19 protein-coding genes and 2 pseudogenes are annotated in these 23,509 nt (G+C 51.5%); 11 read left to right on the top strand and 10 right to left on the bottom strand.

Translation table 11 applies throughout. From position 1 onward, the window contains the following. Positions 1 to 13: 13 nt before the first annotated feature. Both JRJ22_RS21285 and JRJ22_RS21280 read left to right on the top strand, forming a co-directional pair. Complete coding sequence (locus JRJ22_RS21285; protein ID WP_206101387.1) at positions 14 to 1,822, top strand: heparinase II/III family protein; 1,809 nt, start codon at positions 14 to 16, stop codon at positions 1,820 to 1,822. Between the two features lie 40 nt (positions 1,823 to 1,862). Beyond that, on the top strand, positions 1,863 to 2,999 hold the full coding sequence (locus JRJ22_RS21280; RefSeq protein ID WP_408637849.1) for a glycoside hydrolase family 88 protein: 1,137 nt from the start codon (positions 1,863 to 1,865) through the stop codon (positions 2,997 to 2,999). Between the two features lie 182 nt (positions 3,000 to 3,181). On the opposite strand, the gene JRJ22_RS21275 is transcribed toward JRJ22_RS21280, so the two are convergent. Together JRJ22_RS21275 and bglX are read right to left on the bottom strand one after the other, a co-directional pair. Next, positions 3,182 to 4,129, bottom strand: coding sequence for a metallophosphoesterase family protein (locus JRJ22_RS21275; protein WP_206101385.1), 948 nt, complete (start codon positions 4,127 to 4,129; stop codon positions 3,182 to 3,184). A 100-nt stretch (positions 4,130 to 4,229) separates the two neighbouring features. Beyond that, positions 4,230 to 6,398: a beta-glucosidase BglX gene (gene bglX, locus JRJ22_RS21270; protein WP_206101384.1), complete on the bottom strand. Its 2,169-nt coding sequence runs from the start codon at positions 6,396 to 6,398 to the stop codon at positions 4,230 to 4,232. 397 nt (positions 6,399 to 6,795) lie between these two features. On the opposite strand from bglX, the gene JRJ22_RS21265 reads away from it, so the two are divergent. The 5 genes and pseudogenes from JRJ22_RS21265 to JRJ22_RS21245 all read left to right on the top strand — a co-directional run. After that, on the top strand, positions 6,796 to 7,740 hold the full coding sequence (locus JRJ22_RS21265) for an ABC transporter permease (protein ID WP_332461409.1): 945 nt from the start codon (positions 6,796 to 6,798) through the stop codon (positions 7,738 to 7,740). 15 nt (positions 7,741 to 7,755) lie between these two features. Beyond that, positions 7,756 to 8,658 (top strand): carbohydrate ABC transporter permease, encoded by a 903-nt coding sequence (locus JRJ22_RS21260; protein WP_232380917.1) that lies wholly within the window; start codon positions 7,756 to 7,758, stop codon positions 8,656 to 8,658. Between the two features lie 76 nt (positions 8,659 to 8,734). Continuing rightward, positions 8,735 to 10,309 carry a DUF3502 domain-containing protein gene (locus tag JRJ22_RS21255; RefSeq protein ID WP_206101383.1) on the top strand — a complete coding sequence of 525 codons (1,575 nt, stop codon included), beginning with the start codon at positions 8,735 to 8,737 and terminating at the stop codon, positions 10,307 to 10,309. Positions 10,310 to 10,377: 68 nt separating this feature from the next. Beyond that, the gene (locus JRJ22_RS21250) at positions 10,378 to 11,394 is read left to right on the top strand and encodes a LacI family DNA-binding transcriptional regulator (RefSeq protein WP_232380916.1); all 1,017 of its coding nucleotides are present in this window, start codon (positions 10,378 to 10,380) and stop codon (positions 11,392 to 11,394) included. Positions 11,395 to 11,577: 183 nt separating this feature from the next. Beyond that, positions 11,578 to 11,739 (top strand): annotated as a pseudogene (locus tag JRJ22_RS21245) (transposase); the annotation flags it as partial. Between the two features lie 169 nt (positions 11,740 to 11,908). On the opposite strand, the pseudogene JRJ22_RS21240 reads toward JRJ22_RS21245, so the two are convergent. From JRJ22_RS21240 to JRJ22_RS21230, 3 genes and pseudogenes are all read right to left on the bottom strand, one after another. After that, positions 11,909 to 12,426: pseudogene (locus tag JRJ22_RS21240) on the bottom strand (YfiT family bacillithiol transferase). Next, a complete protein-coding gene (locus JRJ22_RS21235; protein ID WP_206101381.1) occupies positions 12,427 to 13,305 on the bottom strand; it encodes a P-loop NTPase family protein in 879 nt (292 codons plus the stop codon). It lies immediately after the preceding pseudogene. A gap of 1 nt (position 13,306) precedes the next feature. Next, positions 13,307 to 14,086, bottom strand: coding sequence for a DUF817 domain-containing protein (locus tag JRJ22_RS21230; protein ID WP_408637848.1), 780 nt, complete (start codon positions 14,084 to 14,086; stop codon positions 13,307 to 13,309). 57 nt (positions 14,087 to 14,143) lie between these two features. Here JRJ22_RS21230 and JRJ22_RS21225 point away from each other — a divergent pair, with 57 nt between their 5' ends. Further along, the gene (locus JRJ22_RS21225; protein WP_206101380.1) at positions 14,144 to 14,875 is read left to right on the top strand and encodes an SDR family oxidoreductase; all 732 of its coding nucleotides are present in this window, start codon (positions 14,144 to 14,146) and stop codon (positions 14,873 to 14,875) included. Positions 14,876 to 14,898: 23 nt separating this feature from the next. Here the strand turns inward: JRJ22_RS21225 and JRJ22_RS21220 are convergent, their stop codons facing one another. Beyond that, entirely contained in the window at positions 14,899 to 15,948 is a 1,050-nt protein-coding gene (locus JRJ22_RS21220) for a Gfo/Idh/MocA family protein (RefSeq protein WP_206101379.1), read from the bottom strand. Positions 15,949 to 16,152: 204 nt separating this feature from the next. Here JRJ22_RS21220 and JRJ22_RS21215 point away from each other — a divergent pair, with 204 nt between their 5' ends. Further along, positions 16,153 to 18,141: a Na+/H+ antiporter gene (locus JRJ22_RS21215; protein ID WP_206101378.1), complete on the top strand. Its 1,989-nt coding sequence runs from the start codon at positions 16,153 to 16,155 to the stop codon at positions 18,139 to 18,141. Between the two features lie 279 nt (positions 18,142 to 18,420). Here the strand turns inward: JRJ22_RS21215 and JRJ22_RS21210 are convergent, their stop codons facing one another. The 3 genes from JRJ22_RS21210 to JRJ22_RS21200 form a co-directional block, all read right to left on the bottom strand. Continuing rightward, a complete protein-coding gene (locus tag JRJ22_RS21210) occupies positions 18,421 to 19,626 on the bottom strand; it encodes an Acg family FMN-binding oxidoreductase (RefSeq protein ID WP_206101377.1) in 1,206 nt (401 codons plus the stop codon). A gap of 21 nt (positions 19,627 to 19,647) precedes the next feature. Further along, positions 19,648 to 20,304, bottom strand: coding sequence for a TetR/AcrR family transcriptional regulator (locus JRJ22_RS21205; RefSeq protein ID WP_232380915.1), 657 nt, complete (start codon positions 20,302 to 20,304; stop codon positions 19,648 to 19,650). Positions 20,305 to 20,488: 184 nt separating this feature from the next. After that, positions 20,489 to 21,304 carry a DUF6492 family protein gene (locus tag JRJ22_RS21200; RefSeq protein ID WP_206101376.1) on the bottom strand — a complete coding sequence of 272 codons (816 nt, stop codon included), beginning with the start codon at positions 21,302 to 21,304 and terminating at the stop codon, positions 20,489 to 20,491. 208 nt (positions 21,305 to 21,512) lie between these two features. Between JRJ22_RS21200 and JRJ22_RS21195 the strand changes: the two genes are divergently transcribed. Both JRJ22_RS21195 and JRJ22_RS21190 read left to right on the top strand, forming a co-directional pair. Further along, positions 21,513 to 22,268 (top strand): YheC/YheD family protein, encoded by a 756-nt coding sequence (locus JRJ22_RS21195; RefSeq protein WP_206101375.1) that lies wholly within the window; start codon positions 21,513 to 21,515, stop codon positions 22,266 to 22,268. Positions 22,269 to 22,353: 85 nt separating this feature from the next. Continuing rightward, positions 22,354 to 23,112 (top strand): nucleotidyltransferase family protein, encoded by a 759-nt coding sequence (locus JRJ22_RS21190; RefSeq protein ID WP_206101374.1) that lies wholly within the window; start codon positions 22,354 to 22,356, stop codon positions 23,110 to 23,112. Positions 23,113 to 23,274: 162 nt separating this feature from the next. Here the strand turns inward: JRJ22_RS21190 and tlp are convergent, their stop codons facing one another. After that, complete coding sequence (tlp, locus tag JRJ22_RS21185) at positions 23,275 to 23,499, bottom strand: small acid-soluble spore protein Tlp (protein WP_074088328.1); 225 nt, start codon at positions 23,497 to 23,499, stop codon at positions 23,275 to 23,277. Positions 23,500 to 23,509 lie beyond the last annotated feature (10 nt).

Genomic DNA, 23,509 nt, shown 5'->3' with positions numbered 1-23,509 from the left:
GGAGGAAGAATGCATGAATAAGCAGGAGCTTTTCGAAACAGTGAAGGAGCTGAAGCCGGTATCCTTAAGCCTGTATTTTCCGGAGGGAGATGCGGAGGCTTGGTGGAAACAGGCAGCAGCGTCAGCACATTTAGCGCAGGAGATTGCAGAAATCCGTGCGGAGGGGCAGAAGCTGGACAGGCAGGCGGTACCGGAGCTGACATCAGGGCTGTTTGCTATGTTCGCATGGACGGGTTCGAGACTTCCGTATGAGAAGGTCTACTTCGAACGGAGAAGACGGCTCAACACCTATGTGTTTCTGGCACTGCTGGAGCCGGAGAATCCGCGTCATTTGGAGCAGCTGGAGGATATCATCCGGGCGGTATGCGGGGAGTACACCTGGTGCCTGCCTGCGCATCTCCCCCGGGAGCATCAGGCGGAAGATATCGACCGCTATATAGATCTGTTTTCTTCCGAGACCGGCTTTACGCTGAGCGAGATATCGCTGCTGCTGGGGGAAAGGCTCCCCGCGGCGCTCCGCTTACGGATACAGCAAGAAGTGGAGCTCAGACTGTTCCGGCCTTTCCTTACTCAGGGGCCTTATGAATGGGAGACTGCCCGGCATAACTGGGCGGCTGTCTGTGCAGGCTCGATCGGGGCAGCTGCGCTGCTGTCGATGCACGATCCCGGGCTCCTGACGGAAATTTTGTTCAGGACAGAGAGCAGCATGCGCTATTATCTGGAAGGCTTCGGAGAAGACGGGGCATGCCTTGAGGGGCTTGGCTACTGGAATTACGGCTTTGGCTATTTCACTTATTACAGTGACCTGCTCCGCTCCCGCAGCGGGGGGAAGCTGGATAGGTTCCACAACGAGAAGGTGCGCAAGGCCGCCCGGTTTCAGCAGCAATGCTTCATCGATGGTGCCCTTGTCGCTAATTTCTCGGATTCTCTGCCGCAGATGTCGGTGCATATGGGCTTGTCCCATTATCTGGCGGAAGTTTATCCGGGGGAGGTCGAGCGTCCGCCGTCAGTACTCCGTGCGCCGTACACCGAAGATCACTGCAGCCGGTTTGCTCCGGCGCTCCGTAATCTGCTCTGGACTAGGCCAGGCAGCGGGAAGAGCGCCTGGAATGCCTCGAGCTGCTATCTTCCCGATGCTGCATGGCTGATTTCGCGGTATGTCTCGGAAGCGGGCACATTCGGATTCGCGGCCAAGGGCGGCCACAATGCGGAGCCGCATAACCATAATGACTTGGGACAGTTCATCTTGACCGGGCGGGGCGAGGTCTTCACAGCTGATCTCGGCAGCGGGGAATATACGGCGGATTACTTCGGCGCCGGCCGCTATCAGTATGATTGCAACGGATCGCAGGGCCATTCGGTACCGGTTATTGACGGGCGGAATCAATCTCAAGGACAGCAATTCAGCTCCGTGGTGCTCCATGCATCCACGGGGGACACGGATGAACTGTCGCTGGACGTGACGCGGGCCTATGAGGTTGAAGCCCTGCTGTCACTTACCCGGTCCTTCGTCTGGCACAAAGAGAAGCTGCCCCGTCTGGAGCTGCTGGATGAATACCGGTATGAAGGTGTTCCGGGAAGCTGGACCGAGCGGTTTGTCACATGGCGCAAGCCGCTGCTTCTCCGGTCCGGTGTCGTGCTGTTGCCAGGGGCGGGCGGCGGAGTCGAAGTATCTTACGATCCCGTGGCAGTAGAACCGGAAATCGCAGCGCATAGATACCGGGATCATTTTGGGCGGGAGCAGGTCTGGCACAGCCTGGACTTTCATGCGGTCCGGCCCGGCAGCGGGGGCAGATTTGCCTTTACTTTTCAGTTTCTATAAAGGAAGCGTGTAAATTCAAAATAAAGGCGGGAGCTCGAAGATGGAAATGACGGCAAAGCAAACATGGATCGATGAAGCCTGGAGCAAGGCGCTGGAGAAGACCAGAAGCAACAGCCGGAGAATCGGCGCCGGATTTCCTCATGCCAGCCAGGGAGGCCAATATGTGCTTGAAGGTCCGAACTGGTGGACAGCCGGCTTCTGGCCGGGCATGCTCTGGCAGTTGTACGCGGAGAGCGGGGACGAGAGTCTGAAGGCAATTGCCGAAGAGTGTGAGCAGCGGCTCGATGAGGTGCTTGACGGCTATGTCAAGCTGGATCATGATTTGGGCTTCATGTGGCTGCTGACCAGTGTAGCGAACTTCAAGCTAACGGGTAATGAAGCCTCGCGGATCAGGGCACTTAAGGCCGCGAATTATCTGGCAGCCCGCTTCAATCTGAAGGGCCGCTATATCCGCGCCTGGAATCCGTGGCGGGAAGGCGAGGATAACAGCGGGATCGCGATTATCGACTGCTGTATGAATACGAGCCTGCTCTTTTGGGCTTCCCGGGTGACCGGGGATCCCCGCTACCGCCATATCGCCGAGGCGCATATGGATACGGTGCTGGAGCATTTCATCCGGCCCGACGGTTCGGTTTATCATATCGTCAGCTTCAACCCGGAGACGGGTGAAGTTACGGAGAAGCTCGGCGGGCAAGGCTATGCGCCGGAGTCGGCCTGGTCGCGCGGCACCGCCTGGGCCATCTACGGATTGGCGCTGGCCTATCACCATTCCGGCAAGCAGGACTACCTGCATGCAGCACAGCAGGTGGCGAATTTCTTCCTGACCCGCCTGCCGGAGGATCATGTTCCGCATTGGGACTTCCGCACATCCGGGGCAACCGGTGATCTCCGTGATACCTCGGCCGGAGCCTGCGCAGCGAGCGGGCTGCTGCTGCTGGCCGGTCAGGTGAATGCTTCAGACTCTAATGTATACCGGAATGGGGCGATGAAGATCCTGGAGTCCCTCTACCGGAATTACGGTACATGGGGGAATGCGAACGAGGAAGGACTGCTGCTGCACGGCACGAGTAACTATCCTGAGAACCGGAATATTGATGTTCCGCTGATTTACGGAGATTTTTTCTACGTGGAAGCCTTAGCCCGGGTCAAGGAAGCCGGACCATTCTACTGGGAATAGGGAGGATACAGGATGAACAGCAAGCAAACAACAGCACTGGAGACAGGGGAATTATCATTAACATGGACCAGGAATGCCCTCACATATAGCCGGGATAAACAGCGAATAATTGCCCGGGCAATTGTATACAAGAAACCCAAAAGGCTGCCGGGAAATTACCCGGCAGCCTGAATGCTCATCAATTATTCAGGCTCATGAACAGGCTGCTCCATAATAACAGAACCGTCCTCCAACCGAAGCCAGGTGTCAAAGTCCTGGCTGCCGAGCGTCATCCGGATAACCCGGGCGCCGCGCATGAAGCCTTCTCTGCCATAAGTGTTGTAGCCGGTAGCCCTTCCGTAGCAGAGGCGGATGCCATGCAGGCTGCCGGTATAGTCGTTGACGTGGTCATGTCCGCAAAAGGTCCCCCGCACATCCTCCATTTCCAGCAAGGCCGCAAATAATCCGGAATTGATCACCGGCGAGCAGACACGCTCGAATTTTTGTCCGCGGCAAATTTGAGTGTCCCACATTTCCTGGTACTCAGGGAGCGGGATGTGAAAGAAGGCCAGTGCCGGCAGCTTTGCCGCGCCTGCCTGCGGGTTCAGCCGCGCGGATTCTCCAGTCAGCCAGCTGATCTGATCCCGCTGAACCCAGTTATAGCCCGGAACATGCTCCACTTCGGAATAGCTGCCGGTGTCCAGGAAATATAGCAGTGCGGCGGCCCGGCCGTCCGGACCTGCGATTTCAAGACTGTAATTGCCGGTTCCGGCAATCTCTTCGGGACCGGGTTCCGCTAGGGTGTGGGGATGTTCGAGGGCAATCTGCATCAGCTCCCGCCGGGTGATCCCCTTCTCGGTATCGTGGTTGCCGAATACAAAGGCCCAGGGAAATCCGGCGTTCTCCACCACGGCTACAGCCTCCCGGAAGGCTTGTTCAGGCTGGGTACATTCCTGGTCTCCCGGAGACACGGGTCCGGTATAAATGAGATCTCCCGTGAATACAACCAGATCCGGATGCTCCGCTTCGAGCACGCGTTCCATCAGCTCCCGGGTACGCTGGTCCTCGGCTCTTCCGTCCATCCAGTGAAGATCGGTAAATTGCACAATGGTAAAGGTTCCGTCTTGCCGGAACGATAAATTGCCGCTCATCCTTACATTCTCCTCTCAGGTTCACTGAAAAACGCCAACCGCCTATTTCACCATACGGGTGTAAGGGTGTGGCGCTTTCAGTTATACAGCGATAGTGAGATCAGCCGATCCAGATCCGTTCAGTGCTGCAGTCTCCGGAATTCCGGCCAATCATAATGTCAAATTCCCCGGGCTCGAAGATCAGCTGGTCGTCCTTGCCGTAGAACATCAGCATGTCCCTGGTGATCTCGAAGGAGACCGCCTGTTTCTCATGTGGGGCAAGCAGCAGCTGGCGGAAGCCCTTCAGCTCTTTGACCGGACGCACCACACTTGCGCTGACATCACGGATATAGAGCTGGACGGTTTCTTTACCGGCGATGTTTGAAGTATTCTCTACCTCGACGGAGGCAATCAGGTGATCTTCGTCATCCACCCGTTTAACTGTAAAGCTGCTGTAAGCAAAACTTGAATAGCTTAGCCCATAGCCGAAGCAGAACAGCGGGTCATTGGGACAGTCCAGATAGCGGGTAACATAACGGACCTGGGGATACTCGGGATCATAGGGGCGCCCGGTCTGATAGGCGTTATAATACACCGGAATCTGACCCACCGTATAGGGAAAGCTCATCGACAGGCGTCCGGACGGGTTATAATCCCCGAACAGTACATCCGCGAGGGCATTCCCGGATTCTATCCCGAGGAACCAGGCCTGCACCAGGGCGTCACTGGCTTCAAGAACAGGCTTCAGCTCCAGCGGACGTCCGCTGAATACAATAGTGACCACCGGTTTGCCGGTATCCTTCAGCCGCCAGATCAGCTTCTCCTGATTGGGGGACAGCCGGAGGCAGGACTTGCTGCCGCCTTCTCCGGTATCGTGCTGGTTCTCGCCTACAGCAACCAGAATGACATCGCAATCTTTCAGCCGGCTATACGCTTCCTCTGTTTCATCTGCCACATCAAAGATTCCCTCCAGCATACTGCCCAGCTCACCGGTCATACCCGTAAGAATATCTCCGGCAGCGTTTTTTTGCGCAAGGCCTGAATATAACGATACAGCGGAATCCTGTCCGGTCCCGGACCAGCCGCCCAGCACATTGACAGAGGCCGCAAAGGGGCCGGCCAGGCCGATCTTCATCCCCCGTTTAAGCGGCAGCACCTCATCGTCATTTTTCAGCAGTACAACACAGCCAGCCGCCAGTTCCCGGGCAGCCTGACGGTGCTCCCCGCTGGGTTCAGCCGCTTCATCCGCTTGCGGATCGGCATCCTTGAACGGATTGTCGAACAGGCCCAGCGCATCCTTAAGCTCCAGCACCCGGATGACCGCCTCATCGATCAGGGCGGCGTCCAGCCGGCCTTGCTCCACAAGCTCCGCACCATGGGCAAGATAGTGGGTGGACATCATCTCTATATCAAGTCCGGCAGCGAGACTTAGCTCTGCTGCTTCCCCGCCATCGTGCGCCGCGCCATGGGGGATCAGCTCATTAACGGAATTGAAGTCAGCGATTGTCACACCGCCGAAGCCCCATTCCTCCCGCAGGATACCGCGGAGCAGCTGCTTATTCCCGCTTGCCGGGATGCGGTCTACGGTATTGAAGGCAGCCATTACCATCGCAACCCCGGCATCAACGGCTGCTTTATAAGCAGGCAGATAGAAGTCGCGCAATACGCCGGAGGACAGATCGACCGTATTGTATTCGCGCCCGCCCTCGGGTGCACCATAGGCGGCGAAATGCTTCACACAGGCGGCGATGCGGCCTTTATCCCTAAGGTCATTGCCCTGGTAGCCGCGGACCATACTTGCCGTAACCAGGGCGTTCAGGTAAGGGTCCTCGCCGGAGGTTTCCATTACACGCCCCCAGCGCGGATCGCGCACAAGATCGGTCATCGGGGAGAACGTAACATGAATCCCGGCAGCAGCGCTTTCCTTGGCCGCAATAGCGGCAAACCGTTCACAGGCTGCCAGATCAAAGCTTGCGCCCATCGCCAGCGGGATTGGCAGGATGGTCCGGTAGCCGTGGATCACATCCGCCATGAAGAGCAGGGGGATCCGCTGGCGGCTGTTCTGCAGATGCCGGGTCTGCAGCTCTATTACATTCCTGGCACCAATGCCGTTTAATACGCTGCCGATGCTATGAATTATATGCGGCTCTATGTTCAGCTCCTTGAACGGACCCGTTAAATCCACAGTATCGTCCAGACCCCAATAGTGAGGACCCAGCTGGGTGAGCTGGGCCAGTTTTTCGTCCAGCGTCATATCATTTACAAGATCTTGGATAAAGGGTTTCGTCATGGTTAACTCCTTCTTCCACAGCGCACGGAAAGTTATTGGGTTAAGTAGATGTGCAGTTCTCCGTCCTTTAATGCAAGCAAGATATCCCTGGTAATACCCGTAGCACCAGGACGGTATATAGGGGTGATCTTTTCACAAAAAAAGGGATAGAAACGTTTCCATGTTAGATACACCTCGATATTAGTATCCAAAGCAAAAAATGTCAATCCTCTATGGAATTATCGCTGTTTCAGAAAATTCACCCCTAAAACTAGGGCATTAGTACTTAAAAATTAAAAAATAATTTCAATTGACAGCGCATACATTTCAGGAGTATGCTCTTCGCAAGGGGAGTTCCAAAGAAATGATGGAAACGTTTCTATACCGTTCAATACGTTCATTACCGTTCAAATTGGAGGTGGGCTCATTGGCAAGACTTATGCATACGGGTGGGAATATTGTCAGGGAAATCATAAAAAACAAAGTCCTGTTTCTCATGCTGCTGCCTGTAATCCTGTATTTCGTCATTTTCCACTATGCGGTAATGCCCGGCGCTTATGTCGCATTTGTGGACTACAATCTCAACAAAGGTATTTTCGGAAGCCATTTCATCGGCCTGAAGAATTTCGAATTCCTTGTGCAGAACGGTGATCTATGGAATATTACGAAAAATACGCTGCTCTACAATCTCGTCTTTCTGGCGCTGGGCAATATCATTCAAATCGTATTTGCGATTATGCTGTCTGAAATCTCGGGCAAATGGTTTAAGAAGGTCTCCCAGTCCGTTATTCTCCTGCCGAACTTCATTTCCATGGTTATTGTCGGCGTGTTTGCCTACAATATCTTCAACTTCAACTCCGGTTTTATCAATACCCTGCTGGTCAACACCGGGCTCGACCGGTACGAATTCTATTCTGATCCGGGCATCTGGAAGTATATTATCGTCGCCTTCAAGATTTGGGCCAGTACCGGCTACGGCATGATTGTCTATCTCGCCACCATCACTGGAATCAATCATGATCTGTATGAGGCGGCCTATATGGATGGAGCTACAACCTGGCAGCGGATCCGCTATATGACCCTGCCGATTCTGAAGCCAACCTTTATTCTGCTGCTGCTGTTCGGGATGGGCGGTATTCTCAAAGGCTCCTTCGACCTGTTCTATAATCTGATCGGCACCAACTCCGTACTGTATCCGCAGACGGATATCATTGATACGTACGTCTTCCGTTCACTGGTGGGACAGTTCAACTTCTCCATGGGAGCGGCGGTAGGCTTCTATCAATCCTTATTCGGTCTGATTCTGGTATTGGTGGTTAACTTTATCGTTCGCAAGGTCGAACCGGACAGCGCACTATTTTAGATCGAAACAGGGGTGATGATGATGGAAAAGAATACGATCAAACAGGACTCCGGCAGTACCTTCATTAAAGTGATCAGCTATCTCTGCGTCGCAATATTCGCGCTGTTCTGCCTGTTTCCTTTTGCGCTGATGATTTCTTCCTCGTTCATGAACGAGCAGGAGATTGTCCGTGAAGGCTACAAGCTGCTGCCCAAGGAAATTTCATTCAAAGCCTACGACTTGCTGCTGAATAACTCCACCCAGCTGGTGAATGCTTACCAGGTCACGATATTTATCACCGTAGTGGGTACTGTGCTTGGACTGTTTATGATGTCGATGGCCGGGTTCGTGCTCAACCGCAAGGATTTCAAATACCGGAATTTCTTTTCATTCCTGATTTACTTCACAACGCTCTTCAGCGGCGGCCTGATTCCCACCTATATTCTGATGGTCAAACACCTCCATCTGAAGGACAGCCTGTTCGCGATGATTCTGCCGGGAGTGGTGGGCGCCTGGTCCATTTTCCTGATGCGTAATTTCATGAAGGCGATTCCGGACTCCCTGTACGAATCTGCGACGATTGACGGTGCCGGTGACTTCCGCATCTATTGGCGGATTTTTATTCCCTTGGCGGTTCCGTCACTGGCTACGATCGGGCTGTTCTCGGCGCTCGGCTTCTGGAATGAGTGGTATAACGGGATGCTGTACATCGACACTCCGGCCAAGTATCCGCTTCAATACTTTTTACAGCGGATGGTCAGCCAGACGAATCTTGGAGCGCTGATCAATTCGGGAGCGGTCATCAATACCGCCGATCTTCCGACCCAATCGATCAAGATGGCTACGGCGGTGCTGGCTACCGGACCGATCATTCTGCTATACCCGTTTGTGCAGCGTTATTTCGTAACCGGCCTGACCATCGGGGCTGTAAAGGGTTAATGGACGTCTGCCTTCAGGGGGCGTTTATTATAAATGAAGACATTCGTAAATAGAAGAGAAAAGGGAGGCTTACCGAATGAAAGGTAAAAAGATTGCGTCTTCTTTAATTGCTGTCCTCATGCTTAGCGGAGTTTTGTCAGCCTGTTCCTCTAACAACAATGAGCCGGCTAATGATGCGGCAGCCACGAAAGCACCGGAAACTTCTGCTAACACAGGCGGAGTGGATACTTCCAAAGAAGCCAAGCTGACGTATTACCTGTGGGGCAGTGAAGGAGTTCAAAACAAGGCCATCCTCGGCGAGATTAATAAAAAGCTCAAGGCGGATCTCAACGCTACCATTGAAGTGAAGTATATTGACTGGCCGGATATTGCCACCAAATACCCGCTCTTATTCGCTTCCGGCGAAAGCTTTGATATGTCGCACGCTTCTCCGGGAGCACCGGTCTCCTATTTTACATTGGCTAGTGAAGGCGCACTGGTAGATATCACGGAGATGCTGGACAAGGTTGCGCCGAAGCTGAAGGCGGAAATTCCGGACAGCGCCTGGCAGAACACGAAATACAAAGGCAAAATATATGGTGTTCCGAGCTTGTACAGTGAATACACCCCTTACGGTTATGCCTACCGTTCAGACCTGCTGAAGAAATACGGCATGGACAAAATCACTTCGATTGCGGATATGGAAAAATATATGGATAACGTGGTCGCGAATGAATCCTACCCGCCGATTAACGGCAAGGCGGAAGATGCGGAGAACATGTTCAGAATGCTGGTCGATACTACGGGAATGTGGCTGAATGCACCGGGGATTTCTCTGAATGAGCTGAATCTCGTTACGAAGAGTCCCGAGGATTATAAAACCGTCTTCCATCCGGCTTTCACCCAGGAGTTCGAAGACTGGGCGGTGAAGATGCGTGAATGGGCGGATAAAGGCTACTGGAGCAAGGACGTGCTGTCTGCTACTCTGGGCGGCAAGGATAATTTCAGAGCCGCCAATTCTGCAGGTTATCTGACCCATGCCCAGGACTGGATCGGCCAATATGGTGCAGATATGAAGGCACAGCCGGAGTCGGATCCCTATTTCTTCACCTTCGCAGAAGCGAATAAGAAAATCAAACGTAAGATGGGTGTAGACAACTCGACGGTAATCAGCACCAATTCGGCTAATCCGGAACGTGCGCTGATGGTCATTGAGAAGTTCATGACGGATGAGAGCTACTACAACCTCATTCAATACGGTATTGAAGGCAAGCAGTATGTGATCGAAAACGGTATTAAGAAGTTCCCAGCAGGCTACAATGAAAAAACAGACGGCGGCGGCTTCGCAGCCTGGTCGCTCCGCAATGATAAGTTCGTGATTCCAAGCGATACCGAAAATCCGGTCCGTAACTCCCTGTTCGCAGAATGGGATAAAGTTGCAATCGATGATCCTTACAATGGCTTCAGCTTCGATCCATCCAATGTGACTACGGAAATTGCTTCGATCTCGAACGTAAATTCACAGCTGGGCATCCAGCTGATGCTGGGCAAAACCAGCAAAGATCCTAAGGAAGCCGTTGCAGAATACCGCGATCAGCTGAAAAAAGCAGGAATTGACAAGGTCATTGCCGAAGTAGAGAAGCAACTGGCTGAATTTGTTCCTGTCAACTAAGGAATGTTAAAAGGTGTAAAGGAGCTATGATCCGATATAGCTCCTTTATCCATAAATGGAGGAGTAAAGTGGACGTAAATATCAAGGATATCGCGCGGATTTCCGGTGTGGGCATCTCAACGGTTTCCAGGGTAATCAATAACAAGGGACTCGTTAGCAAAGCCACGCGGGAAAAAGTGCTGAGTGTAGTCAAGGAATACAATTACATTCCCAATTCCAACGCGCGGAATTTGAAAACAACACAGTCTAAGAATATAGCACTGATGGTCAAAGGGATCACCAATCCGTTCTTTTCCAATATGATCAAGGAAATTGAACGGCAGGTTAATCTGCGCGGATATCCGTTTCTGATCCAGCAGGTGGAGGATGGAACGGATGAGATCAATGCGGCCATCCAGCTGGTGAAGGAGAAGAATCTGTGCGGGATTATCTTCATGGGCGGAACCTACAATCATTCCGAGGAGAAGTTCAAGCAGCTGACGGTTCCGTTTGTGCTGACGACTATCACCTCTACGCAGGAAGTGGACCCGGCCATCTTTTCCAGTGTGATTATCAATGAGTTGAAGGAAGCCTATAAAGCCACCAATTATCTGATCTCCCTCGGGCATACAAGGATCGGATTCCTGGCGAAGTCTCCTTTATTGGATGAGACGACAGGCAACCGGCGGTTTCTGGGCTACAAGCAAGCGCTCGAAGAGCATGGCCTGCCTTACGATGCCGGGCTAGTCGAGGACTGCGAATATAGTCCGAGCTCGGGCTTCAATGCCGCGCGGAGACTGCTGAATAAGAACAAGGGACTTACAGCAATGTTCGCCGCTTCGGATACGATTGCGATCGGTGCAGCCAAAGCGGTGCTTACCGCCGGTCTGTCGATCCCGGATGATATCTCGATCATCGGCTTTGACGGGATCGAAATGGCTGAATATTATCATCCTTCGCTCGATACCATCAGCCAGCCGGGTACCGAAATGGCTCTATCCAGTGTGGGTGTCCTGTTCGACCTCATTTCCGGACGGTCAAGCCATCAGCATATTGTTTATGATGCGGTGTTGCTCAAACGAGGCTCCTGCAAGATGATTAACTGAAAAGGGGCTGTTCCAAAAGCCGTGAAATGGCTGCTTGGGACGCCCCATTGGTTTGAGTCGGATGTACGTTTTCACTTGGATGGACGCTCCGCGAACGGACCGTTGTTCCAATCGCTGTTGTGTCCAGATTTTATTTATTCTCCTTAGCGGTGAAAATCCGGACACAAAGGCGACCGCTACCGCTTTTCCGCGGATCACCGAAGCCAAAGCTGTGAAGGCTGTCCACTGAAGGAACGCTGTAGGAAGACAGCAGGAAATCGGGAAGTGGTTGTCAGTCTGGAGCGGTACCAGAAGCAGGCACGGGACATCCTGCAAAGCGAAGAAGGCTACGCCCTTGCCGTACGCTTTCGCTTGCCCATAATGTACTAAAACAAGCCGCGGTGCACCAAAAACGCAAGGCATCTATTCTCCAATAACGGGAGAATAGATGCCTTACTGTCTTTTTACTGCACTCGAAGCAGTATGGGCTGTTTCTTTTGTAGAATGTTTACTTATGGGACAGCCCCCTTTATTTTTACCAGCCCTTACGGTTACGCAAAGAAGTAATATGTGCAAGATGATGCTTACCATGCCAAGCATAGATTCCTATATTTTTACCTATTGAAACTTCACCTGATTCTGGATGAATAAGGGTCTTTTCCATATCAGTAGGAGTTAGATCACGTAACAGGTTAGTCCAGCGTTTGTGCAATGTTTCGAGGAGTAAAAGTGAAGTATCAACGGGCAACTTAGAATCTGATAATTCAGCCCATTTCTTTTCATCATAGGGTTTAATGATAGGACTTTCTTCTGTAAGTGCAATTTAAAGCGAATGTAAGCATTCATATGGCTATCTGCAAGATGATGTATTACTTGCCGTACCGTCCATCCTCCGGAACGATAATCTGTATCTAGTTGCGCATTATCTAAGTCTTTTACAGCATCCCGTAATAATCCTGGTAAATCTTCAATCTCGTTTATCCAAACACTTGTAACCTTGTTAGTAATTTCATCATCAAATTGAAAAGTGCCAATTGGGTATTTCTGATCCATCTACTTGATCCCCCTAACAATCCCTTGTTTTTGTCCTCTGAAATGATCTGCCAGAATCCTTGCTAATGCCTGCTTATAACCGCTCAGATCATATGCGGAGTTATCGACTCTGTGTTTGGCTATGGGCAGGTCGCTGAATATTTCTGTTTCCAGCTCCTTTCGGGCCTTCAGCACCTGCAAAGCTCCTTCTAACCCGTGATACCCCTGCTGCGCTCCATATCCCTGGTTTGTATAATAATCTATAAATCCCTCTGACCATTCTATGGGTCTTTCGTGAACTGCCTTTCTGAATGAACGATCGAGATCATTCTGCTCTACGTATATCAACAACGGCTTAAGCGGCTTGGCTATTGCGGCCAGCTCTTCGACATAGCTTATAACGGCTTCTTTTGCTGCGCCATATTTAATCATCCCTACAGTTACCGGGTTTTGTATGAAACAGCAATCAAAGATATAGGTGTCCGGGCTGTGTATAGCATCCGCTGCAAATCTTCTCCAACGCTCTGTAATCAGAATCCTGTTCTGCTCCAGCGGCAATTCATAAATATCATGTCTGGAGACGTCAGCCAGCAGAACATCCGGGAAATCCGTTCCTAATTCCTGTTTTATTTTCCGGTATTCCAGAAAGTGCCGGTCACCTTGTGTAATCAACCGCTCACTCAATAACTCTTTATACTTGCTATGGTCATTCCATAATTCAGCGAGATCAGCTGCCGTAAAGCAGGCGACCCCCTCATAGTCAGCAGGATGGTCTGCATTTCCCTCTAAGAACAGCCGGGCGCTAAGGTTCATTTCCGTGAGCAGCTCATGGATCAGGTTCGCGGTTGTTGTTTTCCCGGAGCCCGGTAATCCTTCAATCAATATTAACTTCGGTTTCATATTATGACTTCCCCATCCCCGCTTTAACATGTTTTAACTGGGCTACAATAATGACGCTAATAATGACAAGCAGGAACCACGAGCTGATCTTGCCGTAGCTGACGAGGTGCCAGGCCTGCTGCTGGTCAGGATATTTCCAGGCATTAAAAAAGGTAGCAATATTCTCGGCCAGCCAGATAAAAAATCCGACGATGATAAAAGCCAGTGATAACGGCATCCGGTAGGTTACGGAGCGTACCCGGTAAATGATCCAGGTTCTCCAAAAGACAACGAACACAAGGGCGGTCAGCAGCCAGCGGAAATCTGGAAGAAAATGATGGGTGAAGAAGTTCAGATAGATGGCGCCTCCAAGTATCCACGCAGATGCAAGCCCCGGCCAGCCGGTCATGTCCATCTTCAGCCTGCGCCAGATCTGGCACATAAAGCTTGCAACACTCGCATACATGAATCCGCTATAGAGCGGGACACCAAATATCTTTGTAAGCCCGGGCTCAGGGTAGGACCAGGATCCCATACTGACCTTATAGATTTCCAGAAGCAGGCCAATCAAATGGAATACACAGATTACTTTGATTTCATCCCAAGTTTCGAGTCCGCTGCGGTACATCAGATACTGCACAGTTAGGAGTATAATCAGCACAGCATCATAACGGTAGATGAAAGGGATCTCAACCATGCCGGAAAGCGCCAGGGTTCCAAAGATTGCAACAGGAAAAATACAGCTCATCGCCTGATGATAGCCAAAATGCAGCAGCTGTATGACGGGTTTCAGTGGTATCATCTCCTTAGTGAGGGTTATCCCGCAAGTGTACTTATCGAATCAGCAGGAGGCGGAACGATGCAAAAGAAATGGGTTGTGGTAACCGGCGCAGACAGGGGTGTAGGACTCAGTCTGGTTAAGCAGCTGCTGGATCAGGGTTATCATGTGTTTGCCGGGCAGTTTCAACAAGAGAATGATAATGCACTCGGTCAGCTTAAGGCAAGCCATAAAGAGCGGCTGCAGGTACTGCAGCTGGATATAAGCAGTGAAGATAGTGTGAAGCTTGCGCTGGACGAAGTCTCAGCAGTTACGGACCGGGTGGACATTCTGATTAACAATGGTGCGGTTCTGGGGGATATACAGGCTACGGTGCAGGAAGAGCTGGATTTTGCAGAAATGGAGCAGGTATTCCGGGTAAATACGCTGGGAGCGCTACGGATGTCGAATGGCTTCATTGAACCGCTTCTGCGCAGCGAGAGCAGGCTAATCGTTAATATTTCCTCAGAGGCCGGGAGCATCGGAGCCTGCCGGCGTACCAGCTGGTACGCCTATTGTATGTCCAAGGCAGCGCTCAATATGCAGTCTCAGCTGATCCACAATGGGATCTCGGGGCAGGGCGGTAAGGTGATGGTCATTCATCCGGGGCATGTGCAGACTTATATGCAGGGGAAGCTGGACGAGGCAGGGAGTCTCACTCCTGATGAATCGGCCGCATATATTCTGCAACGGATTGAGAACCGCCTGAAGCAGGATGAAGAGGGGCTGGAGCTTACGCTAACCGATTATGCCGGAAATACGCTGCCGTGGTAGGAGTAAGGCATCCTGGGATTATTTTATTGCAAGGTTACAGTACGCCCGAGAGTGATGGCCTCTTCTATCGCCAGTGATACCCTTACATCCTTTAATGCATCAGATAAGGAGTAGGATGAGATTCCCGTCTGCAGGTAGTCCGCCATATTTAACAAGGATTGAGCCATGGCAATCTCTTCATCGGACAAAGGGGAAGGATGAAAGGGATTCCGGAACAGACACTGCTGGCCTGCCCGCAATTCATAGAGTGCGAGACTTTCCAAACTTCCCTCCTGTCCTCCTTGTATCCGTTTCAGTTGGAGGTATTCTGTTTCATCGGTACCCAGACGTCGGACAATATCATTATCACGGATTTCACCATGTGAACCGCGGATGAGGACCCGGTTAGTGCGGAGCGGAGAAAAATATTGTGAGCGTGTAAAATCCAGCACGGCGCTTTTGCCGGACGGGAAAACCATAATGGCGATATCCTGCTGCTCCATCTTCAAGGTATCTTCGGCCTCTTTGCCTCTGTATGAAAAGTCCATGATGAGAACCTCGAGCCGGCGGGCTGTGATTTCACATGATACTTCAGAGACGGAGAGCCATTTGCGGATCAGGCTGATACCATGGTAACCATGCGCCACAGAGGCTTGAACATGGCATACCTGTCCGAGAAATCCGGCTTGAATCAATGCTGCTCTGGCCTGATGGTGAGGATGAAGCGGATACTGCTCTGCAACCTGGATAGAGGTGGAACCGGCTATGGGGAGGAGTCTCTCATAATCGGGAAGCGTTGCAGCAGTTGGAGTTTCGGCTAGCACCGGTATTTTTAAGGCATTCAATTCTAATAGTAAAGAGACAGCAGCGTCCTTAGATACCGCCAAGACCACAAAGTCGCTGTCAGCAGCAAGACTTTCGATTGAACTGTAGACAGGCAGCTTCCATTTGTCGATTAGATTCTGGTATTTGGAAGGGTTGCGAATCCATAAGCCGGTGACCTGAAATTGCTGCGGATGTTTTGGAGCCAGCGTTATATAACAATTTGCCCTCCAGCCGCTACCGATAATCCCAAAACGAACAGGTTTATTCATCGTTGTAAACTCCTCGGTTGATGTAATCTTTCAGCAATTTATACCATCTCTGTATTTAAAAATCAAGGAGTTTAGAATCAAGTAAGTTAATGAAGAATTTAGTGATTCCCGATAAAAAATAAGGATGTGGCGTATTTACATTCCGTTTGAATTCATAGATTACACTACATGATGTCCGACTACAGAGATGGAGGTAATCAACCTTTGGAATTGTTTGAATATATTTTACTCATGCTGGCAGCGCTGGCGGTATCCAATCTGGTGAACCGGTTTATTCCGTCGGTCTCTGTGCCGATTATCCAAATCGCGCTCGGAATGGCGATCACCTGGCTGCCCCTGCATTATGAAGTGATATTAAACCCGGAGCTGTTTCTGCTGCTGTTCATTGCACCGCTGCTGTTCAATGACGGAAGGCACGCGGATAAAGAGGCGCTTTGGAAGCTGAAGAAGCCCATTCTTTTGCTGGCGTTGGGTCTCGTGTTCCTAACGGTCGGTGCTGTGGGGTATTTTGTACACGCTCTGCTTCCGGTGATCCCGCTGGCGGCGTCCTTTGCGCTGGCGGCAGCCCTGGCGCCTACGGATGCTGTGGCCGTGGGTGCGCTGGAGCAGAAGGTCAAAATCCCTCACCGGACGATGCAGATCCTCGAAGGAGAATCTTTGATTAATGATGCATCGGGTCTGGTATCCTTTCAATTTGCCGCAGCCGCTATGGTTACCGGAATGTTCTCCTTCAAGTCCGCCGGGCTCAGCTTTATTTCCATCTCACTTGGCGGGGTGGCCCTGGGTCTTCTGCTCACACTGGTGAAATATGGAGTGGTAAAATGGCTGCGCAGACTCGGCATGGAGAACGTTACACTCCATATGCTGATTGAGATTCTGACACCCTTTATGATATTTATGGCGGCAGAAGAACTGGGGGTCAACGGCATTCTTGCCGTAGTCGCTGCAGGGATTGCCCATTCTTTCAGCTATAAGAAAATGAATCCCGAGGTAGCCAAGCTGCGGGTTGTCTCCAAAAGCACCTGGTCCGTTATCATCTTTGTACTGAACGGCCTGGTCTTCCTGCTGCTCGGCACACAGCTGCCGGAGATTATTCAGACGATTTGGAACAGCCCGGAAATCGGGAATTTCAAAGTCGTGATGTACACTCTATTGTTGACAGCAGCCGTACTCGGGCTGCGGCTGATTTGGGTACTTCTAATAGATGTCCCGGAGGACGGCGGAGAACGCAGCTCGGGGAAGGGCAGATTCAAAAAGGCGCTGATCCTCTGCCTGTCGGGCGTCCGGGGAACGATCACACTGGCGAGTACGTTGTCATTGCCGTTTTATCTTAATGATGGAACTGCCTTTCCATCGAGGGATCTCATCATCTTCCTGGCGTCCGGCGTGATTTTGTGGACACTGCTGGCCTCCAATTATCTGCTGCCGCTGCTGCTCGGGAAAGAGCCGGCAACGGCGCAGGAAGAAGAGGAGGTACAGGCCAAAATTGAGATTCTGAGAAATGTGGTTGCCGGCTTAAACGATCTGACCACAGACCAGAACCGGCTGGCTGCCGTTCAGCTCATCAATACGTATACCTCCAGAATCCGCACGCTCCGGAAGGACGACAGAAGTGATAACATGCAGCGTGCCCTGGGCCTGTCGGTCCTGCAATGGGAACGGGAGAACACGCTGCTTGCGCTGGAGCGGAAAGAAGTCGATCCTTATACCGGCTACCGGTATTTGAGAAGAATTAACCAGATGCTGTATATGAGTACGAAGGATGCCCGGTATAAAAGAGAGTTGTTCCCTGTTAAGCAATGGGATGATGTGGTTGGCATCCTGCAGCAGGCCCGCCTAAGCTTCCGCGAAAGACGAGCCGAACGGACCAGACTCAGAATTCAAAACATTTCTTATGTACTCAAACAGCTAAACGCGCTCCTTGCGGAGGGAAAGCCTGAGATGGAAACGGTCAGTGCATTCATTCTGCAATATGAACGGATGTTGCTTCGTCTGAACAGAAATCAATCAGGTACTGGCACCCGCGAGGATTACGATCTGTCATTGCAGGAGCTGGCCCGGGCCGGAATTCAGCTGGAGCGGGACAACCTTCAGGCCATGTTCGAGACCGGACGAATCTCCAGACAGGGCATGAAGGAAATGAAGCGCGACATCCTCTTCATGGAGCATGATCTGCGGGAAGAAGCGGTTTAGCGGAAGTCCCGCGCGGTCCAGGAGACGGAAACAGAGGTAAAAATCCCTCTGATTTCGCCCTGCGCGCCCCAGAAGCCGGAATCAGAGGTAAAAATCCCTCTGATTTCGCCCCGCGCGCCCCAGAAGCAGGAATCAGAGGTAAAAATCCCTCTGTATTTTGCCCCGCGCGCCCCAGAAGCAGGAATCAGAGGTAAAAATCCCTCTGATTTCGCTCCGCGCGGTCCAGAAGCCGGAACCACATCCTCGGTTCCGTAAGCTAATTCAAAATGTTACCGGTTCTTACTTGGCATCAGCGGGGATAAGCAGCTCCGTTACCTCACGGCGCATGCTGAGCGGAGCCTCTTTAATAGGCTGGCCCAAGCGCACCAGCATCTGGATTGTACCGCCACCTGGGGCGTATTCCCGGTGAATGGCCCGGTAAGGCTCCTGCATCTGCAGATATTCCTCCAGTACCTGGCTGAGCGGCTGCATGGCCAGCCCCAGCTGATGTGCCTCCAGAATCAGCCGGCTGTATACGATTCCGCTTCGTACCTGACTGTCACGGCTGTTGTCTTTGGTTAGGATTAGGGCATAGGCCGGCGTGCTGTCCACCGCTGTCTGAACAGACTGGATCAGCCGGTCCTCCGCAGCTTTTCCGCTGTTCATGGACGGGAAGAGGGTGACGAGTCCCTGCATGATATGTTTCATGAAGCCGGTAGTGCCTTGGCCCTCTACGGAGAACCCGTAACGGTATTGATTTTTCTCGCGCTCATTCGCACGGAAGATGTCCTCGGATTCTTTGGCTACAGATGCTGCCGCTGCCTCGATGGCAGCCCCCTGCATGGCATAATGGCCCAGCTTATCCAGGTTAGCCTTGTCCTGAACAATGCGGATGGACACGCCGCTGTCATCACTGACAGCTTCCAGCTGTTCAATCTGTTGCCTGGTTAATGGAACTGGCGAATACGCCATCCGGTTAGTATCGGGGAGAAATAGGTCATCATATAACGGGGTGTCTTGGGGCGGGCGCTTTCGCAGCGTTAGTTTTGCAACGGGGTAAGTATCCATACTTTGTGCGAGCGTCTGCTCATTATATTGACCCATGGGAAATAGGTCTAAGCCAACCGCATATCCCAGCTTTTGGCCGGCTACATCGATATAGTCCAGGAAGGTTCCCTGGGAGATCATCATCTGCCGTGCAAGCGGATCAGCCTCCTTGCTCATCCGACTGCTGTCTGCGTAGAGGTACAAGCTCATCGGCTCACTGCCGCTTAGCGCGATTCTCCAGGGCTGCATATTATGTCCGCTTGCGGCAAGCAGGCCGTGTGCAGCCAGGCGGATCCGCGGATCGCCGAATTGTGCAGCATAGGTCGTATTCCACGGTTCAAGATAGGCTGGTTTCTGAAGAACACCGCTTATGTAGAATAAAATGCCAACGATAAGAAGCACTAAGGCGGATAGACTTATTAGAACAAGACTCACAGATTTCTTCACCGCTTTCTTCATATCTATTCTCCTTTAACGCGATTATTGAGCCGGTTCCAGGAAACGGAGCAGCAGGTGGAACGATTCCTGGATGAATTCACCGGGACCGATTTTATAGTAGCGCTCAAGGTAATGCTTCTTGGTCCTTACCGTGCTGAATATGCCAAGCATACTGGCCCATAAGGTCATTGTGGCTTGATCCACCGGCAGATCCGCACGAATGCTGCCGTCCTCCACACCTTTTTGCAGTGCAGTTTTCACGAATTGCAGAGCTTCTTCCCCGAGCGCATAACATTCGTCCCTGGACTCATCGGGTATCCCGTTCTGAAAATCAACCAGGCTGTTCTCATATTCAATAATGGCCTGAAAATAATGCGGCTCCCCGCAGGAAAACTCATAGTAAACCGAGGTAATCTCCCAGAGTGCTTCCATTGCGCTAAAGGAGTTGTTCCCCTGAAGCTTGTCTTGTAAGAGGCCGATTAAGCGCCGGTACCCCCTGATCATAATTTCAAAATAAATCTGCTCCTTGCTGTTAAAGTAAGCGTACAGAGTTCTTTTGCTGAATTCGGCCTGCTTGGCCACATCATCCATAGTAGAGCGTTCATAGCCCTTTTCAAAAAATACATGCTCTGCGGCTTCTATGATGTCCTTCCTGCGAAGCTCCATCTCTCTGCTTCTTCGTTCTGCGCTTCCCAACATAGATCCCTCCGTAAAATTCACTTAAGTGCAGTTGATTACACTATTAGTTTACTTTAATCTACGGGGTTTTTCAATTTTTTGTCAATGACTTCAGTACCTTGTTGAGCGGATTCGGCCCGGCAGCGGGCACACCGCTTACCGGAACCGCCGAAGAGAAGAGTGGCAGGCAAAGCGCTCTACTTTCTTAATGCTTGGCTGGAATGGAGTATCCCTTACGCTGATGGAATGAAATGGACCGGTAGGTACGCGCCAGCTTCCGGCGTTGTTTGGTTCCTACGGCGGATGCTGAGGTTTTTAGCGCTTTATTATTTGCATTTCTGAGCAGAACCGAGGCACGGTTACCGCTGTACACATAATTGGCGTACGTTTCAAATTCGGAAAAGCCGAACTGCTTTTTCCTGTCGATACTGCGGAGAATGGCGGCATGCCAAGGCATTCCATGACGGGCTTCAATGGTTCTTTTTAAAGCGGTAAGCTTAGATTTCTCAAACAGCATATAATGCGTCACAAAGGATTTGGGAGAAGGTGCGGCGGTTCCCATCAGCTTCCGGTAAGTGCGGAAATATTCCGGCTGGCTCCAATTGCGGCAGTAAAAGACGGTTTTACCCTCTGAACGGAACCGGTGGGGGCGAATCAGCACCGTATCGGCATCGATAACCAAAAAATAATTTTCCCGGCAGATATGATCCCCATTCAGCTTAAGCAGCTGCTGATACAGCCACCCGGAACGGTTCCAGCGGGAGGAGGAATAACGGATGTCCTTTTTGGTAAACGGCAGAACGGTAGTCTCATCGACGAAAATACAGCCTTTGCGAGAGCACATTTCCCTGATTCTGCTGCTGCCGGGTGAGACGATATAGATGTGGCTGATGGGGTGGCGTACATAGCGGCGAAGACTGTCGATCACATAGGGAAGGGTGGCCAGATCCTTTTCAATGGCCGGGATTAGTACGTCTATAGAAGGGCCGCTAACGTGTGAGCCTGCTGAGGTTGTAGACATTAGGTTCATCTCCGTGCACAAATTGACACTTGCGCGTCTGCACTAGAATATGCCTGAGCCTCATGGGATGACCGGGCAAAGGAAAGCTGAAACTTAATATTCCCGGACGGGACAGATGGTTCATTCCGCCTCGCCTGATTCTGCATAGGATGCACTGACTTTGTAAATCAGGAAAAGGGTAACCCTTTTCGGACAGGAGAGTGCAGGTGTGAAGGCAAGAAAAGCTGTTTCATTGCAGAGCAAATGGCTAAAAACGAAGCTGCTGCTTCAGAGTGCTTCCATCAGACCCTATATCCCGGATACCCGGAGATTTACCAGACGCAATCTGGAGCAGATGATCTACAGCTATGGAATGATCTACGTCAAGCCCGAAAGGGGAACCTACGGGAATGGCGTAATCCGCGCGGAGCGGGGGGAACGGGGGGGCTTCACCTACCAATATGAAGAAACGGTCCGCCATTTCGACACCTTTGATTCCTTTCATCAAAGTCTGGCGAAGAAGACAGGCGGCAGAAGGTATCTGATTCAAAAAGGGATTCACCTGCTGAAGCATAACCGCCGCCGTTTCGATATCCGGGTAATGGTGCAGTTAAGTCCCAAAGGAGTCTGGGAAGCTACCGGAATTATCGGCCGGCTGGGCCATCCGCGCAAGATTGTTACGAATTACCACAGCGGCGGCAAACCAACGGCGATCGAAACCTTACTCAGTACCCATCTGCCGGCACAGAGGCTTACTCAGCTGACGGGTGAACTAAGCACGCTTGGCGTCCGCATGGCAGCTCATATGCAGAAAACCTATCCGAAGATTGTGCAGATTGGCGTAGATGTCGGATTGGACCGGTCACTGACGCCATGGATTATTGAAGTGAATATGAATCCGGATCCCTACATCTTTAATCAGCTCAAGAATAAGTCCATGTACAAAAAAGTAATGAGATACCGGCGATTTCAGATGAAGAAATAGCTTATGAAGGTGCAGCAGCAGACTTGGCTTGATGTTCCCTGTGGGTTATAGTTAAGGGAAATATTCAGGGCAGGGAGCGAACAGGATGATAGCATTAATCTTGGCTGCGGGGTATGCGACCCGTCTTTATCCGTTAACGAAGGATACGCCAAAGCCGCTGCTGCCGATTCAAGGAAGCCGCACGATTCTGGATCTGTTGGTGGACCGGCTGGAGGTTCTGAAGGAAATCACGGAGATTCTGATTGTGACGAATGAGCGCTTCTTCGGCGCTTTTCAGCAGTGGCATCTTGATTATGGCGGGACGAAGCCTGTCCGTATTCTGAATGACGGCACATCTTCCCCTGATACACGGTTAGGTGCGGTCGGTGATATCCAGTTTGTCATTGAACGGGAACACCTCAAGGAGGATCTGCTGGTTCTGGCAGGCGACAATGTGCTCGGCTTTGGCCTTGAGGGGTATCTGAATTATTTTCATCAGGTGGACAAAGACTGTATTCTGGTCCGGACGGTAGATAATATCCAGGAGCTCCGCAGTGTAGGCGTGGCTGAGCTGGATGAGGAGATGCGTGTCCTTTCTTTGGAAGAAAAGCCGCAGTCGCCCCGGACGAACATAGGTGTATTTGCACTCTATATCTATAAGCGTTCAACGCTGCCGCTGTTTTCCCGTTATCTCGCCGAAGGGGGCAACCCGGATGCGCCGAGTTATTTCCCTGAGTGGCTGCACTCCCGCCAGGAGATCCGTGCCTATTTTACGGAGGGTGCCATTGAGGATGTCGGTACACCTGAGGCTTATGCGGAGATGCGGGATAGGCTGGGTAACATTGAGGAGAACAAAGGTAAATAATTGATAATAAGCTAAAAAGCAGGCTTCCTTCGGGATCATGCCAGCTGTTCACAAGTTCCCGCACAAGTAGAGCGCAATAGAGAAACAGCCCATATGAGCGTAGGGCCGAATTAAACAAATGGCGATGCACCCCGGTGAAATGGGGGCATCGCCATTAGCTGTCTACTCCTCGGAATGCGCGGCTTCGTCCTTAACTTCCTCGCGGAAGCCTTTGATGCTTTCTTTGCGTCGTTCGTTCTTTGCCTCGATTTGTTCACGTTCTTTGCTGCTGATTTCAGAAGAAAACTCGTTTAAATAGTCTTCGGCCTCATGCAGGTTTTGCATGGTGTGCTGAATACTTTGCTGTAAATGCTCAACATTGTCTGCACGGTTATCCGGCTTTGCCATTTGTACAATC

It is taken from the genome of Paenibacillus tianjinensis (genome assembly GCF_017086365.1).
Taxonomy (GTDB): Bacteria; Bacillota; Bacilli; order Paenibacillales; family Paenibacillaceae; genus Paenibacillus_AQ; species Paenibacillus_AQ tianjinensis.
Note: the sequence above shows the minus strand (reverse complement) of the source record. Positions and strands in the feature narration are given on the sequence as shown.

What these genes read in the sequence shown, in the direction of transcription:
- bglX (WP_206101384.1), bottom strand. Translation starts at nt 6,398, where the DNA reads ATGACGAAACCCTTTATCCAAGATCTTGTAAATGATATGACGCTGGAC.
- JRJ22_RS21230 (WP_408637848.1), bottom strand. Translation starts at nt 14,086, where the DNA reads ATGATACCACTGAAACCCGTCATACAGCTGCTGCATTTTGGCTATCAT.
- JRJ22_RS21285 (WP_206101387.1), top strand. Translation starts at nt 14, where the DNA reads ATGAATAAGCAGGAGCTTTTCGAAACAGTGAAGGAGCTGAAGCCGGTA.
- tlp (WP_074088328.1), bottom strand. Translation starts at nt 23,499, where the DNA reads ATGGCAAAGCCGGATAACCGTGCAGACAATGTTGAGCATTTACAGCAA.
- JRJ22_RS21225 (WP_206101380.1), top strand. Translation starts at nt 14,144, where the DNA reads ATGCAAAAGAAATGGGTTGTGGTAACCGGCGCAGACAGGGGTGTAGGA.
- JRJ22_RS21205 (WP_232380915.1), bottom strand. Translation starts at nt 20,304, where the DNA reads ATGTTGGGAAGCGCAGAACGAAGAAGCAGAGAGATGGAGCTTCGCAGG.
- JRJ22_RS21210 (WP_206101377.1), bottom strand. Translation starts at nt 19,626, where the DNA reads ATGAAGAAAGCGGTGAAGAAATCTGTGAGTCTTGTTCTAATAAGTCTA.
- JRJ22_RS21220 (WP_206101379.1), bottom strand. Translation starts at nt 15,948, where the DNA reads ATGAATAAACCTGTTCGTTTTGGGATTATCGGTAGCGGCTGGAGGGCA.
- JRJ22_RS21235 (WP_206101381.1), bottom strand. Translation starts at nt 13,305, where the DNA reads ATGAAACCGAAGTTAATATTGATTGAAGGATTACCGGGCTCCGGGAAA.
- JRJ22_RS21275 (WP_206101385.1), bottom strand. Translation starts at nt 4,129, where the DNA reads ATGAGCGGCAATTTATCGTTCCGGCAAGACGGAACCTTTACCATTGTG.
- JRJ22_RS21190 (WP_206101374.1), top strand. Translation starts at nt 22,354, where the DNA reads ATGATAGCATTAATCTTGGCTGCGGGGTATGCGACCCGTCTTTATCCG.
- JRJ22_RS21280 (WP_408637849.1), top strand. Translation starts at nt 1,863, where the DNA reads ATGGAAATGACGGCAAAGCAAACATGGATCGATGAAGCCTGGAGCAAG.
- JRJ22_RS21260 (WP_232380917.1), top strand. Translation starts at nt 7,756, where the DNA reads ATGATGATGGAAAAGAATACGATCAAACAGGACTCCGGCAGTACCTTC.
- JRJ22_RS21200 (WP_206101376.1), bottom strand. Translation starts at nt 21,304, where the DNA reads ATGTCTACAACCTCAGCAGGCTCACACGTTAGCGGCCCTTCTATAGAC.
- JRJ22_RS21255 (WP_206101383.1), top strand. Translation starts at nt 8,735, where the DNA reads ATGAAAGGTAAAAAGATTGCGTCTTCTTTAATTGCTGTCCTCATGCTT.